Annotated in this window: 17 protein-coding genes and 1 tRNA gene; 17 read left to right on the top strand and 1 reads right to left on the bottom strand. The window is 48.9% G+C overall.

Going from position 1 to position 17,363, the window contains the following annotated elements:
• Positions 1-348 precede the first annotated feature (348 nt).
• The gene (locus NUV48_08650) at positions 349-999 is read left to right on the top strand and encodes a methyl-accepting chemotaxis protein (GenBank protein ID MCR4442203.1); all 651 of its coding nucleotides are present in this window, start codon (positions 349-351) and stop codon (positions 997-999) included.
• A 280-nt stretch (positions 1,000-1,279) separates the two neighbouring features.
• Positions 1,280-1,732 carry a dUTP diphosphatase gene (gene dut / locus NUV48_08645; GenBank protein ID MCR4442202.1) on the top strand — a complete coding sequence of 151 codons (453 nt, stop codon included), beginning with the start codon at positions 1,280-1,282 and terminating at the stop codon, positions 1,730-1,732.
• Between the two features lie 39 nt (positions 1,733-1,771).
• Here dut and pepF read toward each other — a convergent pair whose 3' ends face one another.
• Entirely contained in the window at positions 1,772-3,568 is a 1,797-nt protein-coding gene (gene pepF / locus NUV48_08640) for an oligoendopeptidase F (GenBank protein MCR4442201.1), read from the bottom strand.
• 261 nt (positions 3,569-3,829) lie between these two features.
• On the opposite strand from pepF, the gene NUV48_08635 reads away from it, so the two are divergent.
• From NUV48_08635 to NUV48_08565, 15 genes are all read left to right on the top strand, one after another.
• A complete protein-coding gene (locus NUV48_08635) occupies positions 3,830-4,588 on the top strand; it encodes a DUF1614 domain-containing protein (GenBank protein ID MCR4442200.1) in 759 nt (252 codons plus the stop codon).
• Positions 4,585-5,772, top strand: a complete 1,188-nt coding sequence (locus NUV48_08630; GenBank protein ID MCR4442199.1) for a stage II sporulation protein P — start codon at positions 4,585-4,587, stop codon at positions 5,770-5,772. The genes NUV48_08635 and NUV48_08630 overlap by 4 nt, the downstream gene beginning before the upstream one ends.
• A gap of 12 nt (positions 5,773-5,784) precedes the next feature.
• Positions 5,785-6,276 (top strand): DUF3189 family protein, encoded by a 492-nt coding sequence (locus NUV48_08625; protein ID MCR4442198.1) that lies wholly within the window; start codon positions 5,785-5,787, stop codon positions 6,274-6,276.
• Positions 6,257-6,733, top strand: a complete 477-nt coding sequence (locus NUV48_08620) for a DUF3189 family protein (GenBank protein MCR4442197.1) — start codon at positions 6,257-6,259, stop codon at positions 6,731-6,733. The genes NUV48_08625 and NUV48_08620 overlap by 20 nt, the downstream gene beginning before the upstream one ends.
• An 82-nt stretch (positions 6,734-6,815) precedes the next feature.
• Positions 6,816-8,123: a DUF512 domain-containing protein gene (locus NUV48_08615; GenBank protein MCR4442196.1), complete on the top strand. Its 1,308-nt coding sequence runs from the start codon at positions 6,816-6,818 to the stop codon at positions 8,121-8,123.
• A gap of 4 nt (positions 8,124-8,127) precedes the next feature.
• Complete coding sequence (gene der, locus NUV48_08610) at positions 8,128-9,456, top strand: ribosome biogenesis GTPase Der (GenBank protein MCR4442195.1); 1,329 nt, start codon at positions 8,128-8,130, stop codon at positions 9,454-9,456.
• A gap of 5 nt (positions 9,457-9,461) precedes the next feature.
• Positions 9,462-10,046: a glycerol-3-phosphate 1-O-acyltransferase PlsY gene (plsY, locus tag NUV48_08605; GenBank protein ID MCR4442194.1), complete on the top strand. Its 585-nt coding sequence runs from the start codon at positions 9,462-9,464 to the stop codon at positions 10,044-10,046.
• Between the two features lie 24 nt (positions 10,047-10,070).
• Positions 10,071-11,096 (top strand): NAD(P)H-dependent glycerol-3-phosphate dehydrogenase, encoded by a 1,026-nt coding sequence (locus NUV48_08600; GenBank protein ID MCR4442193.1) that lies wholly within the window; start codon positions 10,071-10,073, stop codon positions 11,094-11,096.
• 184 nt (positions 11,097-11,280) lie between these two features.
• Positions 11,281-12,753, top strand: coding sequence for a stage IV sporulation protein A (gene spoIVA, locus NUV48_08595; protein ID MCR4442192.1), 1,473 nt, complete (start codon positions 11,281-11,283; stop codon positions 12,751-12,753).
• Between the two features lie 158 nt (positions 12,754-12,911).
• Positions 12,912-13,361 (top strand): ACT domain-containing protein, encoded by a 450-nt coding sequence (locus NUV48_08590; protein MCR4442191.1) that lies wholly within the window; start codon positions 12,912-12,914, stop codon positions 13,359-13,361.
• Positions 13,362-13,374: 13 nt separating this feature from the next.
• A complete protein-coding gene (locus NUV48_08585) occupies positions 13,375-14,664 on the top strand; it encodes a homoserine dehydrogenase (GenBank protein ID MCR4442190.1) in 1,290 nt (429 codons plus the stop codon).
• Positions 14,665-14,672: 8 nt separating this feature from the next.
• Complete coding sequence (gene thrB / locus NUV48_08580) at positions 14,673-15,557, top strand: homoserine kinase (GenBank protein ID MCR4442189.1); 885 nt, start codon at positions 14,673-14,675, stop codon at positions 15,555-15,557.
• Between the two features lie 57 nt (positions 15,558-15,614).
• Positions 15,615-15,692 (top strand) — tRNA-Pro (locus NUV48_08575).
• A 333-nt stretch (positions 15,693-16,025) separates the two neighbouring features.
• Complete coding sequence (speD, locus tag NUV48_08570) at positions 16,026-16,400, top strand: adenosylmethionine decarboxylase (GenBank protein ID MCR4442188.1); 375 nt, start codon at positions 16,026-16,028, stop codon at positions 16,398-16,400.
• A gap of 182 nt (positions 16,401-16,582) precedes the next feature.
• The gene (locus tag NUV48_08565) at positions 16,583-17,347 is read left to right on the top strand and encodes a hypothetical protein (protein MCR4442187.1); all 765 of its coding nucleotides are present in this window, start codon (positions 16,583-16,585) and stop codon (positions 17,345-17,347) included.
• The last annotated feature ends 16 nt before the right edge of the window (positions 17,348-17,363 follow it).

Genomic DNA, 17,363 nt, shown 5'->3' with positions numbered 1-17,363 from the left:
AGCCGTGTATCCGTGATTTATAAGGGTTTGGTAAAATATGTCGCCAAACTCGGGTAATAAAATAAAAAATACAGAAGGATTACATAATCTTTGGAAGAATATATTAATCAATTATCTATTATGGTTTTTATTATATCGACTTTGGGAGGTAGTTGCGTCATGCAGGAGCTGACTATGCTCGATCATTTATTAAAGGTGGCCCCTCTCATAAACCAGTTTACCCAGGCTGACCTGGGCGTGGCTGTCTGTGATTGCGAAAAGTGGCTTGCTTATTATCCCGCTGTTTCGCTGGATCTTAAAGTTAAAGTGGGCACGCCGGTGCAGGAAGGAACTGTTGCCTGTAAAGCAATGAAGGCTAAAAAGAGGGTTATAGAAGAGATTGACGCCAGCCTCTTTGGCCAGCCGTACATTGCTGTAGGTCTACCGATCCTCAACGAGCAAGGAGAGGTGATCGGGGGAATAGGGGTCTCTGAGAGCGTTGAGCGCAAACAGTTCTTGCTGGATACGTCAAAGGAACTGGAAACGGCTGTGCAGAACATCCAGTCGACGATTCAGGAAATTGCCGCCGAAGCGCAGGAACTGTCAGCCACCAGCCAGGAACTGAAAGCTATTTCGCTCGAAGCTTCAGCAGGAGCGGAGGCCACGACGCGGATCATCACCACGGTTAAACAAATAGCCAGGAGGACCAATTTGATAGGGCTAAATGCGTCGATTGAGGCTGCCCGCGCGGGTGAAATGGGCAGAGGATTCAATGTGGTCGCCAGTGAAGTGTGTAAATTGTCGCAGATGACAAATGAGTCAACCGGAGAAATTGCGGAGATCATAGTTAGGATTAAAAAAGCCATCGAATCCGTTGATGCGGCCTCAGGGACAGTCAGCAGCGTGTCGCAGAGCCAGGCGGCCAGGCTGACGGCGGTTAACCCCATCCTGGAAAACCTGACGAAACTGGTTGAAAAGCTGGTCAAGGCGGCGGAGGATTTGACAAAAGTCATTGAATAAAAAATCCGGTAAAAACCGGACCGGAAAGAATTAAGGCCGCAAATTCTTGTTGGGACGGACGCTGATTACCACGTTGTTTTTCAGGTGCCATTCGCGATGCTGCTTTTTTGGCCTGAAATAGGCAGCAATCAATTCAATAATGTCCATAGTTAAAACCCCTTGCAGTTTGATAATAATCTGATTATATCCTTATTCTTTGCTGCATTGTGGTTTTTATTCTGTAAATTACTACATATACTGGCTGCTGCAGCAAAAAAGTTTTGAAGACAAAGGAGCAGGGATGATGAAGAGACAGAAAGTCAAAATTCTTTTGGAGTTATGTGACCCGGAAGCGCGTGTTCCAAGTTATGCCAGGCCGGGAGATGCGGGGATGGATATTTACGCCGTGGAAGACATGGTTATTGAGCCGGGAAGTACCGTCGTTTTGAGAACAGGCATCAAAGTGGCCATTCCCAACGGTTACGAGATCCAGATCAGGCCACGGAGCGGCCTTTCGCTAAAAACCCCGCTCCGTTTACCCAACAGCCCGGGGACTATAGATGCGGGATACAGGGATGAAATTGGAATAATTATGCAGAACACTTCAACAAGCGAACCATACCATGTAAAAAAGGGGGAGAGGATTGCGCAGATGGTGCTCCAGCGCGTACCGGCTGTTGAATGGCAGCTGACCCAGTCGGTTTCCGGGATTGGAGAAGACAGGGGAGGGGGATTTGGTTCCAGCGGCAGCTAGCCGGAATGTTGGTACAATCCAATATAATATTACTTAATATTACTTCAGGGTGGTTTCCAGATGGTCCATGGTTTCGGAAAAATCTTGCAGAGCGGAGATAATGGGGTCAGGCGAGGACATGTCTACTCCGGCTTCCATTAATAAATTGATGGGGTAGTCGGAACCGCCCCGGGCCAAAAAACGGAGATAAGAGTCAAGAGCGCCAGGTTCTTTGGCTATTATTCTTTTTGCCAGGCAAATAGCTGCCGAGATACCGGTGGCATACTGGTAAACGTAGAAAGAATTGTAAAAATGCGGGATGCGAGCCCATTCAAAAGCAAGCTCCTCGTCAACGACAAACTGGGGACCATGATAAAATTCATAAAGATTTTTGTATTTATCACAAAGGATCTTTGGGGTAAGGGGAATTTCTTCTTCGACCAGGCGGTGCATCTCCAGTTCAAAATCAGCGAAAAACGCCTGGCGGTATAGGGTTGAACGGAGGCTGTCCAGATGTATGCTTAACAGGTAGGCTTTCTTGTCATTTTCACTCGCCCTTTCCAGCAAATACCGGTATAGAAAATACTCGTTAGCCGTAGAAGCAACTTCAGCGGTAAAAATTGCATAGCCGGAATTTACATAGGGCTGGTGTTTATTGCTGTAGTAACTATGCATCACGTGCCCTAGTTCATGGGCCATGGTAAATACGTCTTCCAGGGTACCCGTGAAGTTTAACAAGGAATATGGGTGGAGCCCGTAAATGCCGTTGGCGTACGCTCCGGGAACTTTGCCCTTATTGGGATATACGTCCAGCCAACGCTGGGAGAAAGCTTCGCGCAGTACCTCTTGATAATCGTCGCCCAGGACCTTCAAAGCGGCGAGGACCGTATCCCTGGCCTCTTCAAAGGTGAATTCTTCTTTGAATTCTTTAACCAGGGGTACGAACAGGTCATAGAAATGAAGGCTGTCGTAGCCTAGCAGTTTTTTCCTGAGTTCAAGGTAGCGCTGCAGCAGGTGGACGTTGCTGCGGATAGTACGGATAAGTATATCGTACACCTCTATGGGGATGTGGTTGGTTTTTAAGGCCATTTCCAGCGACGACTGATATTTCCTGGTTTTGGCCATATAACGGCGATATTTAATGTTCCCGTAAATGACCGAAGTTAGCGAGTTGATATGCGAGCCGTAAGTTCCCAGCAGGCCTTTGAAAAATTTTTCACGAATACTCCGGTTGTATGAAGTCAACATTTTGCGGTAATTCACTTCGTTGGCGACTGTTTTTTCGCCGTGTTCGTCTTCAATTTCTGGAAATACAAGGTCGTTTACTGTGAGGTCGTTGTAGATTTTGTGGAATGAAGAACCCAGGGAACTCATTCTGGCGAGAATTTCTTCTTTTGACGTGTCCAGGATGTGTTCTTTTTGTTTAAAAAGTTTTTCAAACATAAAGGAGTAATTGTCAAGGGCGGGGACCTGGTTTTTGTATTCCGCAAAAGCAGGTGGTTCAAGTTTTAACAGTTCCGGTTCGTAAAAAGCCAGGCTGTCGCTTATTCTTGCACAGAGGTTGTCGATTCTTTCATAATTGAGCTTGGCGCGGGGGTTTCCCATATCAACGTCAAACGACATTTTTGCATAGCCCCAAGCCCATTCCAGCTTTATACCCAACTGGTCCATAAAGGTCAGGGTTTCAAAAAGATCGCCGGCGGAGGCTGTGATGCGGTCTTTTCTTTCGATAATTCTGGCGGTGACTTCCTCTATTTCCTGGAGGGACTTTTCCCATTCCTCGTCAGACGGGTATAAGGCAGTTAAATCCCAGGTATATTGTGAGTCGAGAGCTGGCCTTTCTATCAGTTTAATCACTCCGTTTCATTATTATTTACATAGTGAATGACGTATAAAGTTTTAAACTCCATTAGCATTATATTACATAAAATTATTGAAGTGTATTCACCTGTGAAGCCTTCCTCGCCGGGGAAGATTTCATGTGTAAGGGAAGGATGTATAAATACCCTTACATCAGGGAAATCTACGCTACAAAGAAGTCTTGTGCCGGATTCGCGCGATTTAAACAGAATATTAACAGTCGGTAGAGGAATACGGTAATTAAGGGAGGATGATTATTTGAATAGGGCGCCTTTAGGGTTGATAATCCTTGTGGTGGTCTCGATCCTGATTTATTTCGGGTTGGCCCAGCGGCTTTTGGACAGGATGCGTTTGTCGGACAAGGCCGCTTTAGCGGTTATTGCCGCGTTGATTATAGGCAGTTTCATTGATATTCCAATCATGCGAGGTAAAACCACGGTTTCCATCAATGCAGGCGGAGCGCTGGTTCCTATAGGGCTTGCCGTATACCTTCTCAGGTCGGCAGGGACAACTAAAGAATGGGTGAGGGCGCTTGCAGCCACCATAGCTACAACCGCTGTTATTTTCTTCATAGGCGGTTTGGTAAGCGGAGATCCGGGCGGCAGGAATATCTTCATCGATCCTCTCTATCTTTACCCTCTGGTGGGAGGAGCAACGGCATACCTGGTGGGACGTTCCCGCCGGTCGGCTTTTGTTGCCGCGACTCTTGGGGTCCTGGGACTGGACATTGTTCACTGGGTCTGGTTGGGCATGACCGGGACGCCTGGTAATGTCAATATCGGTGGGGCTGGAGCTTTCGATTCTGTTGTTGTGGCCGGGCTGGTGGCTGTTTTGCTGGCCGAATTGATCGGAGAAACACGGGAACGTTTGCAGGGGGGCCCGGTTGAAAAGGGACGCGACCCTCGCCTGGTCGGCAATTTAAAGAGCATAGACAGCAAAGGTGAAGAGGTTATGAAGACGCAGGATGAAACAGGAAAAAGCATAACAGATAATAGATTGGAAGGTGAGGACAAATGAGAGACCGGATAAACAGGATTGTCCTCTTTCTTGGTCTTTTTTTCGTTGTAGTTGGTGCCGCACTGTATTTCTATGAGAGCAATCCGCAGGTTTACAATACCCTGGCCAGGGCTGGATTGGACGTGGGCCTCCTTGACAGCCTGGGGAAATGGGAAGGCGAAATGGCCGACGGCAAATATTTCGTTTTTGAGGATGAAAACGGCCGGGAAATAGACCAGACAGTTCATGAGGTTTTTATCGGCGATGAGGTTATTCTTGAAAACAACAACCGCTATAAGGTAGTGAGCGTAGACAATAAAAACAACAGGGCTTCCTGCGAACTGGTTGGCAGGGAAAGCATCAACTGGCGCGAGGAATGGGACCAGCCCGCTGTTATGGAAGTGGCGCTTTCGACGAAAAAGGTCGGCATTTACATGACCCATTCCGACGAATCATATGTGCCTTCCGAAGGGTCGGAAAGCAAACCCGGCCGGGGCGGGATCATGGATGTAGGGAGTACCCTGGCCAGAAAACTAAAAGAAAATGGAATCGATGCCCAGATCAGTTACAACAGGCATGAACCTCATGACGCCAACGCTTACCACCGTTCACGTCGGACAGCTGTCCAGCTTTTAAAGACGAATCCGCTTGCTCTAATTGATGTGCACCGGGACGGCGTTCCGGACCCCAATCATTACAAGACTGTTGTTAAAGGGGAACAGGCTGCCAAAGTGAGGCTTGTGGTCGGGCGGCAGAATCCTCATATGTCGGCTAACCTTGAATTTGCAAAACAGCTCAAGGCATATTTTGATAAAAAGTACCCCGGCTTGATTAAAGGCATTTTCATTGCTAAAGGAAATTATAACCAGGACCTGGGACCGCGGGCTATTTTGATTGAGGTGGGAACCCATACCAACAGCAAGAATGACGCAGAGAATGGGGCCGCTCTTTTCGCCGATGGGCTGCCTCAGGTGCTGGGTGCTGTGGGGCCCGGCGTGCAGGGTCCGGCGGCCGGCCCTGTCAGAACCGGGGCTGGACGAGCGCTGCTCTGGCTAGCTGTCTTTGTTATAATTGGCGGCGGGGCATTCTTACTGATCAGCACAGGCAGCATTAAGGGATCGCTGGAAAAACTATCCGGACTGGGCAGGGAATTCTCCAATTACCTGGGGCCTCAAAGAATTAAAAGAAAAAACGATAAGGAATAAACAGGTGCGTCTTTGAAAATTATTTATAACTGCTTTGGAGGTTCGCATTCTTCGGTAACGGCGGCCGCAATCCATTTACGAATCTTACCGGGGGATAAGACGCCCAGGGACAGCGAACTGCTCAGCTTGCCGTATTTTGATGCTCAGGTTGCCCCTGATCACGGCAGGCTCCGCTTTGTGGGAATTGATGAGTTCGGAAACGAAATATATGTGGCCGGCAAGCGCAATTTAGGGACAGGCTATGAGATGATTATGCGTTCTTTTTTGCGCATAGCGGGAATAAACGACCAAGAAGTTATTTTTATCGATACTATGCCTTATGTCAATGCCTGGATGGTAATCGGGGGTTTTTTATCCCGCCAATGCGGTTTAAATAAGGTAGGCAGAAAAATTGTTCTTTACGGAACACGTCGTGCCTATTACAGGTTTATTATTCTGGTTGGCCGGGTGAAACAGCGTTTGTTAAAAGAGGCAGGAAGGTTATGTGAAAATAATATTTCTTGACCAGCTTGGTTGTTATGTATCCGTGGCGGCTGCTTCCTACCTTGCCGGGAAGATTTATCGAAATGCGAAAGCCGCGGAGGTGGCGTGTTTACCCTTTTTTGCCGCTCACCGGGATTTAAAGGTGGGCAGGTTTTATTACATAGGGCAAGACCCAAAAGGAAACGAGTTATATACACTTGGCGCGGGCGGTCAGGCGCGGTTAATTATTTTATCTGCGCGTGATTTGATAAAAATACTGGAGAACAAGGATATAATTGTTCTGGTCGATGTTTCCCAGGAACGATCCTTGTTTTTCAAGGTGGTCGCGCTGTTGAAGCTGTTTTGGCCTCTGGAAAAAGCGGCCGTTTACCTGGCAGCACTGGCTCTGGTCCGCCTGATGCCGGGGCTTGCTGCGAAAATGGATTTGAAGATGAATTGGGAGCCACTTGACGCTCACAGCATGATCAAGGATAATTAGGGATGAACTCTTTCCTTGAATAATAATAACAGGCGCCGGTGATAAAATTGTACACCGGCTGCGGCGTTGTGGTGATCTGTGGATGGATGGGGCGGTTGTTGCCGCTGTTGAATCCGGCTCAATTGCTGAACAACTGGGACTGCAGGCGGGTGACAGGATAATCAGGATAAACGGGGGACCTTTTAATGACCTGATTGAGTTCCAGTTCGAATGGGCCGGAGAGAACGTACTTCTGGAAATTGAAAAGAAAAACGGCGATATTGAGTATTATGAAATAGAAAAAGACTATGACGAACAGCTGGGTGCCATTTTCCAACAGGCTGTCTTTGACGGCCTGAAACAGTGCCGCAACAGGTGTCTCTTTTGTTTTGTCGATCAAATGCCGGCAGGAATGCGGCCAGGGCTTTATGTCAAAGACGACGATTACCGCCTCTCGTTTTTACAGGGAAGCTATATCACCATGACAAACCTTGATGATAATGACCTGGCAAGGATTGTCAGGGAACACCTTTCGCCGCTTTATGTTTCCGTACACACCACCGTCCCTGACCTGAGAAACAAAATGCTGGGAAACCCGCAAGCCGGCATGATTATCGAAACACTGCGCAGTCTTTCCCGTGAAGGGATAGAGTTTCATACCCAGGTTGTGCTTTGCCCCGGACTGAATGATGGGCAGTCCTTGGAACAAACGTACCGGGATTTGTCTTCAATCGAAGGCGTTAAATCAATGGCGCTTGTCCCGGTCGGGTTAACCAGGTACAGAGAAGGGCTCCCCGAAATCAAGGGGTATGATCAGGAAAGCTCCGGCCGACTGATTGATTGGGCTGAGGCCAAACAGGTTGAGTGCAAGAAAAGGTTGGGGACGGCTTTCGTTTGGCCTTCGGACGAGTTCTTCCTGACAGCCGGTCGCGCTTTACCGGACGCTGGATACTACGAAGACTATCCTCAACTTGAAAACGGGATAGGGATGGTCAGGCTTTTCTGGGAAGAGTTTGGCGGCCTGAAACTGCCAGGAAAGCTCAACCCACCTGCGCGGTTTACCCTGGTAACGGGAGTGTCAGGGGAATATGCCCTCAGACCAGTAGTCGAAAGATTAAACCGCATTGAAGGACTGACTGTTGATCTTAAAACGCTCCCCAACCGTTTCTTCGGGCCGACAGTCACGGTGACGGGACTTCTTACCGGGAGCTGTCTGCTGGATGGGCTGGCCGGGATTGATCCTGGGAGCCGCGTTGTCATCCCGGACGTTATGTTGAGGGCGCATGAAGGGGAATTTCTCGATGACCTGACTGTCAGTGAGCTGGTAGAAAAGCTTAAGGTTAATGTTATTACCGTGCCTGCAAAGGCGAAAGGTTTGGTGGATATGCTTTTTATGAAAATGGGCAGGTGAAATGATGAGCAAGCCAATCGTCGCCATAGTAGGGCGTCCAAATGTGGGAAAATCCACCTTATTTAACAGGCTGGTGGGTGGAAGAACGGCTATTGTTGAAGATACGCCGGGTGTGACCAGGGACAGAATATACCGGGATGCTGAATGGCTGGGGAGGGCCTTTACGCTTGTTGATACGGGCGGCATAGATTTTAGTGGCAGGTCGGATTCGATTGCGCTGCAGGTGAAAAAGCAGGCGGAACTTGCCATCCGCGAAGCGGATGTCATCCTGTTTATTGTTGATGGGAGAAACGGCCTGAGCGCAGATGACGAAAATCTGGCCGGGCTGCTTAGAAAGACAAAGAAACCCGTCATACTGGTTGTTAATAAGATTGAAAACTTTAAAAAAGTAGAAGAATTTTATGAGTTTTACCGGCTTGGGCTGGGAGATCCCATGCCGGTTTCGGCTGCTCACGGTTTGAACGTGGGGGACCTGTTGGACTGCGTAGTAGGCAATTTCCCTTCGCGGGATTTTGAAGAACCGGAACCTGACGTGATTAAAATAACCGTCGCCGGCCGCCCGAATGTGGGCAAGTCGTCATTGGTGAATGTTATTTTGGGCCAGGAACGGGTAATCATCAGCGATGTTCCGGGTACTACCAGGGATGCTGTTGATACGCCTTTTGCTTGGGGAGGCCAGCGCTATATCTTGATAGATACTGCGGGGATGAGAAAGAAAGGTCAAATTGATGACAATACCGAACGTTACAGTGTGATCAGGGCCTTGAAGGCCATAGACAGGTGCGATGTGGTTGTATTGGTGATTGACGGGACAGCAGGGGTTACAGAGCAGGATAAGAAAATAGCTGGTTACGTGCACGAATCCGGCAAGGGGGTTGTCCTGGCGGTTAACAAGTGGGACCTGGTAGAAAAAGATGAGAAGACCTTACATAAATACGAGCGGGAATTACGCGCAGAACTGGCTTTTATGCAGTATGCGCCGGCCATATTTGTTTCGGCGCTGACCCGCCAGAGGGTTATCAAAATAATCGATCTGGTCGATTTCGTTGCGGAGCAGCAGGCCCAACGCGTCAGTACCAGCGTTTTGAACGAGGTTGTCAGCGATGCGGTGCAGTTATCGCCGCCGCCGTCGGATAAGGGCAAGAAGTTGAAAATATTTTATTGCACGCAGGCCGGTATTAAACCGCCGCATTTTGTCCTATTCGTTAATGAACCGGAACTGCTCCATTTTTCCTACCAGCGTTACCTGGAAAACGTCCTTAGGAAAAACTTCGGCTTTGAGGGGTCACCGATTCGTTTTACTGTAAAAAGACGAGAAGGGGATAGGGGTTGATTGCCATGTGGGCTTTGCTGTTTTCGATAATCAGCGGTTATCTTATCGGCTCCATTTCTTTTGGGATAATTGCCGGGAAGGTCTTAAGAGGAATAGACATCAGGAATTACGGGAGCGGCAATACTGGAGGAACCAATGTCCTGAGAGTGCTGGGCAAAAAACCGGCTGCCGTCGTCCTGGCCGGTGATGTTCTGAAGGGCGCAGCCAGCGTGGCTGCAGGTTTTTACATTGGAGATATATCCTGCGCTGTGCTGGGAGGAGCTGCAGCCATAGCCGGCCATACTTACCCGCTTTATTTCGGTTTCCGGGGAGGAAAAGGTGCGGCTACCGGTTTCGGCGTTATACTCGCGCTGGTACCGGATGCAACTGTTATTGCCCTGGTAATCTTTGTTTTGACCATCATGTTTACCCGCTATGTCTCTTTGGGCTCAATCCTGGGAGCAGCCAGCGTGCCGGTTTCTGTGTTCTTGCTGGACAAACCGCTGTCCATACTTGTTTTCAGTATTTGCGCCGCGTCATTTGTTATTTATCGCCACAGGTCCAATATTGTGCGCTTGTACAAAGGCCAGGAGAATAAACTGCGCTGGTGACATTAAAGGAAGGGGGGAGTCTGTTTGGCTGACGCTGCAGTTATAGGAGCTGGAAGCTGGGGAACGGCGCTGGCTATGCTGCTGGCCAAGAAGGGAATGAAAGTTAACCTCTGGGGCCGGGAAAGAGAAAAAATTGAGTCGATCAAACGCAGCAGGGAGAACATTTTTTATCTGCCGGGCGTGGTTTTGCCTTATGGGGTTAGCGTTACCAGCGACCTGGAAAGCGCTGTTATGGGAGCAAAATACCTGGTTTTATCGGTTCCTTCCCACAGTATCCGCGAGATGTGTCAAAGATTGAGGCCGTATCTAAAAACCGGCTCTGTTGTAATCAATGCAGCCAAAGGAATTGAAACTGGAACGTTAAAACGATTGAGCGAAGTTATCAGTGAGGAGCTGACCGGGCTGGGCGCCTGCGTCGCCGTTCTATCCGGCCCGAGCCACGCCGAGGAAGTGGCCAGGGATATACCTACGGCGGTAGTGGCCGGTGCGGAGCGAAGGGGCACGGCTGAAGAGATTCAGGACCTTTTTATGTCTCCTAAATTCAGGGTCTACACCAACCCGGACTTGATCGGCATTGAGCTCGGCGCGGCCTTGAAAAACGTGATTGCGCTGGGTACAGGGATCGCTGAAGGCCTGGGCTATGGCGACAATTCCAAGGCAGCATTGATTACTAGGGGCGCTGCGGAAATCGCGCGTCTTGGCGTGGCGGCCGGGGCTAATCCTCTGACTTTTGCCGGTCTCACGGGTATCGGGGACCTGATTGTAACATGCACCAGCATGCACAGCCGCAACCGGCGGGCAGGCATACTTATAGGCAGAGGAATGCCGGTTGACCGGGCTGTAGCAGAGATCGGCATGGTGGTAGAGGGAATTAAGGCTACGGAAGCTGCCTGTGCCCTGAGCGAGAAATATGGCGTTTCCATGCCCATTTGTCGTGAGACTTATCACATACTTTTTTCCGGAAAGAACCCGCGGGAGGCGGTTATCGATTTAATGATGCGCCATAAAAAGCATGAAGTGGAAGAGGTGGCGCTGCAGGAAACAGAGTGAGGTAAGAAAAGAAGAATAATTATTAAAGAAAGAGCGATTAACTGGAGAGTAACCGGGCTTTACTTGGCGAAAAAACGTCTTGTCTTAGGCCTGGTTATTTCTTTTCTGCTGTAATAAATAAGTCCAATTGTAAGTATATATGTATTGTTAAATTAGTGTTAGAAAGCTAGAAGGAGGGGATAGTGTGGAAAGCATTTTCCAGGATATTGCCGAAAGGACAGGGGGTGATGTTTATCTAGGGGTGGTCGGCCCGGTTCGAACAGGGAAGTCCACTTTTATCAAAAGATTCATGGACCTGCTGGTGATTCCCAATATCATTGATCCATTTGACAGAGAGCGGGCTACGGATGAACTGCCGCAAAGCGGAGCGGGCAGGACGATTATGACGGCGGAACCAAAATTCATCCCCAGGGAAGCGGTGGAGATCCAGGTCAAGGAAGGGCTGAGCGTCCGCGTGCGGATGGTGGACTGTGTCGGCTACACGGTGCCGGGCGCCAAAGGCTATGAAGATGAAACGGGGCCAAGGATGGTTAAGACTCCCTGGTCTGATGAGGCCATGCCCTTCCAGGAGGCGGCAGAAGTGGGAACGCGCAAAGTGATCGCCGATCATTCCACGATAGGGATCGTGGTAACAACTGATGGGAGCATAACGGAAATACCGCGTGAGAACTACCTGGAGGCGGAAGCAAGAGTTGTGGAAGAACTAAAAGAACTGGGCAAGCCTTTTGTAATTCTTTTGAACTCAGTGCAGCCGAACGATGTCGCCACTGTTGAGCTTTCCCAGGAATTGGAGGAACTTTATGAGGTGCCTGTAATACCAGTTGATGCGGCCCAGCTTTCCCAGAGCGCCATTCTTCAGGTGCTGGAGGAGGCACTTTTTGAATTCCCGGTAACTGAGGTAAATGTCAGCCTGCCCAAATGGATTGAAGAGCTGGAAGAGGACCACTGGTTGAGGAAGAATTTTGAGAATGCCGTCCATGAAACGATCAGCGACGTGAGGAGGCTCAGAGATATTGATCAAGCTATTGAAGTGCTATCCAAGCTTGATTTTGTGCATGAGGTTGTCCTGGATAATATGAACATGGGTACAGGAACCGCATCAATAGAAATGACGGCGGCAGAAGGGCTCTTTTATAAGGTTCTCAATGAAAAGACCGGTTTTCAAATTGAAGGTGACCATGACCTGCTGCGGATCATGAAGGAACTGGGTTCGGCCAAAGCTGAGTACGATAAAGTAGCGGAAGCGCTGATACAAGTAAGGGAATCCGGGTATGGGATGGTTAACCCCATTATTTCGGAAATAAAGCTGGAAGAACCCGAACTCATCAAGCAGGGAGGGCTTTTCGGTGTTAAATTGAGGGCCAGCGCTCCAGCGCTGCATATTATTCGCACTGACATATCGGCGGAAATCACTCCACTGATGGGCACGGAAAAACAATGCGCCGATCTGGCCCGTTATATAACTGAAAAGTTTCAGGAGAATCCTTCCCAGATATGGTCGTATGATATTTTCGGCAAGTCCCTGCATGAACTGGTTAAGGAGAGTATTCAAAACAAGCTGCAGACCATGCCTGAAAACGCCCAGGCTAAATTGAAAGAAACGCTCAACAGGATTGTAAACGAAGGGAGCGGGGGTATCATCTGTATAATCATTTAACAGAGTCGGTCGATGAGACCGATTTTTTCTTTGTTTGCCGCCGTGAAACGCTTTAAATAATTTTTTATTGATACGTGTGGAGTTAGATGATATAATGTCTACCATGCAAAGAGTCAAATCCACATGGAAAGGACACGAAGAAGCGGAGTGAAGAAGTATTGAACAGCAAGCGCAGCAAGCAGTTTTACATGGTAAGCAAGGATATTTTGCCTGAAGCCATTCTTAAAACTGCCGTGGTAAAAGAGATTTTGACGCGGGGCGAGGCGCTCACCGTTAACGAGGCTGTGGAAATGGTAGGAATAAGCCGCAGCGCGTTTTACAAGTACAGGGACGGTATATTTCCTTTTTACCAGGCGGCTAAGGAAAAAATAGTCACATTTTCGCTGATCCTTGAACACCGCACGGGAGTCCTTTCCAACGTTTTGAACACAGTGGCAGGGATGAAAGGGAACGTCCTGACCATTAACCAGGGACTTCCCTTGCAAGGGCTGGCAGTTGTGACCTTGAGCATAGATACGTTGGAAGTTACCGGAGATATGGAAGAATTAATTGAAAAGCTGCAGGAGATTGACGGGGTTAAAAGGGTAGAAATTGTTGCGCATAGCTAGGAGGTGACACAAGTTGGACAGAGTGGATATTGCTGTTTTGGGTCTCGGTACAGTTGGACAGGGGGTCGTAAAGGTTATTCGTAAAAATGACGGGTACTGGCGCGAAAGGTGCGGCGCGGTCCTCAACATTAAAAAAGTTCTGGTGAGAGATACCCGCAAAAAAAGAGAGGTGGAGCTTCCCGCAGGAGTTATAACGGGTAACTGGGAGGAAATAATTTCCGATCCTGAGATAAAAATAATAGTAGAATTAATGGGCGGCATCGAACCGGCACGCAGTTACATCTTGGAGGCCTTCAAACACGGTAAGAATGTGGTAACAGCCAACAAGGATTTGCTGGCTGAGTATGGGGAGGAGCTCTTTGAGGCCAGCAAAAACGCCGGGGTTGACTTGTATTTCGAGGGAAGCGTTGCCGGCGGCATTCCCATTATAACTCCGCTTAAACAGTGCTTGGCGGCGAATAACATTAACCAGGTGATGGGGATAGTTAATGGGACAACCAATTATATACTCACAAGAATGTCGGAAAAAGGACTCGATTTTGCGACTGCGCTGAAGGAAGCGCAGGACCTGGGATACGCCGAGGCCGACCCGGCAGCGGATATCGGCGGGTTTGACGCTGCCCGCAAGATTGCGATTCTGGCATCCCTGGCCTTCCACACCAGGGTAAAATTCCAGGATGTGTACGTGGAGGGCATCACCTCGATAACCCCCAGGGATCTCCAGCATGCCAGGGATTTGGGTTATGTCATCAAACTGCTGGGCATCGCTCGTGAAGAGAACAAAAAAGTTGAAGTCAGGGTCCATCCTGTCCTGATCCCGGTTTTCCATCCGCTTTCCAATGTGCATGATTCGTATAATGCTGTGTTTGTAAGGGGAGACGCAGTCGGGGACGCAATGTTCTACGGGCGCGGGGCCGGACAGATGCCGACCGCCAGTTCGGTTGTTGGGGACATAATCGATGTTGTTAACAACTTAAGACAGAAGAGTACAGGCCGCTTCAGCTGCACCTGTTATGAGCACAAGGAGATTAAACCGATCGGGGAGATTACCACAAAGTATTACCTGCGCCTGCATGTACTGGACAGGCCGGGTGTACTGGCCAGCATCGCCGGAGTTTTTGGCAATCATGGAGTCAGCCTGGCCTCCGTAATCCAAAAAAACGGTAGGAACGAAGGAGTTGCCGAACTGGTAGTGATCACGCACGCCGTAAAAGAGAGCGATATACAGGATGCTCTCAGGATAATCAGGGAAATGTCCATTACTAGAGAAATTGATAACCTGATCAGGGTTGAGGAGAACTGAAAACTGCTATGTTGAGGATAAAAGTGCCCGCCACTTCGGCCAACCTGGGTCCTGGTTTTGACCTTGCAGGCATAGCCCTGGATATGTATAACGAGTTTTTTATTTATTACAGTGGGAAAGAGGAAGAAAAACCGGAAGGGTGCAAGGTCTTGCCGGAGGACAGCCTGGTTCACCGGGCTGTCCGTTATGTTGAAGCCAGGGTCAAAAAGGAGATGCCGCCGCTGGAAATTGCCCTGCGAGCGCGGGTGCCCCGGGCCAAAGGGTTGGGGAGCAGCGCGACTCTTTCTTTAGCTGGACTGGTAGCCGGAAACGTCCTGCTGGAAGCAGGCCTTGATAATGAGGAACTCCTGAACATGGCCGCCGTGCTGGAAGGGCATCCCGACAATGCCGCGCCGGCATTGCTGGGAGGCCTGGTGATTTGCATGGCCCATCCTGAAGGATTCAAGTACTTTAAATTAATGCCTTCAAAACCACTGCAGGTAGTTGTAGCGGTGCCGGACTTTGAAGTAAAAACGGCAGATTCACGCCAAGTGCTGCCGCGAGAAATCTCACACCGGGATGCTGTAAAAAACACGGGGCGTTTTGGCTTTTTTATTGCTTCAATACTGACAGGTGATTACACCCACCTGGCGTTTGCCATGGAGGACCTGCTTCACCAGCGGTATCGCCAGGGTCTGATTCCGGGGTTAAAAGAAGTAATAAGTTCGGCTCTGGCCTCCGGGGCTCTGGGAAGCTGCCTGAGCGGTGCCGGGCCTTCCATACTGGCGTTTTGCGACAGCCGGTGTCAACAAATAGGCGAAGAGATGAAATCAGCCTGGGGGAAAATGGGTATACAAGCTGAGACATATATACTCGATATCGCTTCTGAAGGCACGTTATATGAATTCGGATAGTTGCTCAGCAGCCTTGACACAGGTAAAGATGGGTTATATAATATCAACTGTGGTTGTCGGGGCGTAGCTCAGTTTGGCTAGAGCGCCATCTTGGGGTGGTGGAGGCCGCTGGTTCGAGTCCAGTCGCTCCGACCATTTAATTATCGAAGATTTATCGAACAAAGAGGCGGAAAATCAGGCCCAAAGCGATCTGAGCTTTGGCGTTTTTCTATTTTACCGGCTATTTTATGAGCGCCAAGTATTTGGCTTGTGGACAGCCGGGGGAGTCAATCCGGTTGACTTCATTGGTTGCTGAAATTGATGGCCTGCATAATATAATAAAGAAGAGGGAAAACCTGTAAATAAATCTGGTTAACAGAAAAAATATTTATGGTTGACATCAATTCAGTTTGTGCTAAAATTTATTTTGATTGGTTTTGGACCATAATTACTGGTGGTAAAGAATAGACTTTAAAGGGGGCATGGTAAATGAAAGCACTGGGCCGTCATGTGCTGGCCGAAATTTACGATTGTCAATTTGAGGTCTTGAACGATGTCAAAAAGGTTGAAGAGTACATGGTCAATGCAGCTCTTGAGGCCGGGGCCGAAGTGAGAGAATTCGTCTTTCACAAGTTTAGCCCGCAGGGCGTGAGCGGAGTGGTAGTAATTTCCGAATCGCATCTGGCAATTCACACCTGGCCCGAACTGGGATACGCAGCCGTAGATGTCTTCACCTGCGGGAATACCGTAAACCCATGGGATGCCTGCAACTACCTGGTGGAAAAATTCAAGGCCGGACACATGACCGCTACTGAAGTAAAACGAGGGATATGTGAGAACCAAAAAGAAGCGGTAAATCTTTAGGAGGGATATTTATTTTACCTCGAAGTACGAAAAAACGGTAAAACGCCAGCTCTCGCGCGACGATGAGAGATTGGCGTTTATCGTTTTTATAAGGCTTTTTAAGGAGGGCTGGTTTAAATAAAAAAGAATACACATCAAGAGGCATATATTTTGGTATAATACACGAATAGGGGGTATTATTTATGCTCAAACAAGCCGTCCTTGCTTTTTTACCTGAATTGACAGCCATTGAATCGAAAACACGCCGTATCCTTACCAAAAACGCAGGATTTGCATTCATTGAGGAGAATTACCCGCTTGACAGGGAAAACAGGCTCTGGCTGCCGGCGTGTTGTTTGCTGTCGGCCAAACTCGTTAGGGATACAAATATCAAGGTGGTTCAACTCGCCGGAATACTCCATCTTTTAAACTATGCCTCAAGGCTCCACTGGATGCTCCCTGGTAGTGATGGGGCAAGTGGGGAGAAGCAGAAAACCAAGTTGACCATCCTGGCAGGCGACCTGCTGTACAGCCAGGTTTATTATGATATTTGCCGCTATGGGCTTAAGCAGTACCTTTCTCCTCTTACTTCCTTGATAAAGTCGATCCATGAAGAAATGGTCCTGATGGACTACTCCAAGCAGCAACACCTTCCCGTACGCAGGCATGAAATCAGAATTTATGCCCTTATCAGCGGAAGCGCTTGTTTCCTGGGGGCGCATGCGGCAGCCGGCAGTACGTATATAACTGAAAAGCTGAGAGAAATTGGCTATCACCTGGGAATATTGAGAGGGGTTTCGGAAACAGGCGAACCGGTGACTGAATACCTTACCAACTGGCAGCAGTGCTGGGATCATCTCCAGCTGCTGCCGGCAAGCCCGGAGAGGGACATTTTTAGCGGCATGCTGCTTTATCTCGGCGAAAAATGGGGATTGCAGCAGCCTTCCCTGTTGAAGGGGTGCATGTAGTTTTTTGACGAGGATG

It is taken from the genome of Peptococcaceae bacterium (assembly GCA_024655825.1).
GTDB lineage: Bacteria > Bacillota > Peptococcia > DRI-13 > PHAD01 > JANLFJ01.
The sequence above is the reverse complement of the archived record's forward strand: the minus strand, read 5'-3'. Positions and strand labels throughout refer to the sequence as shown.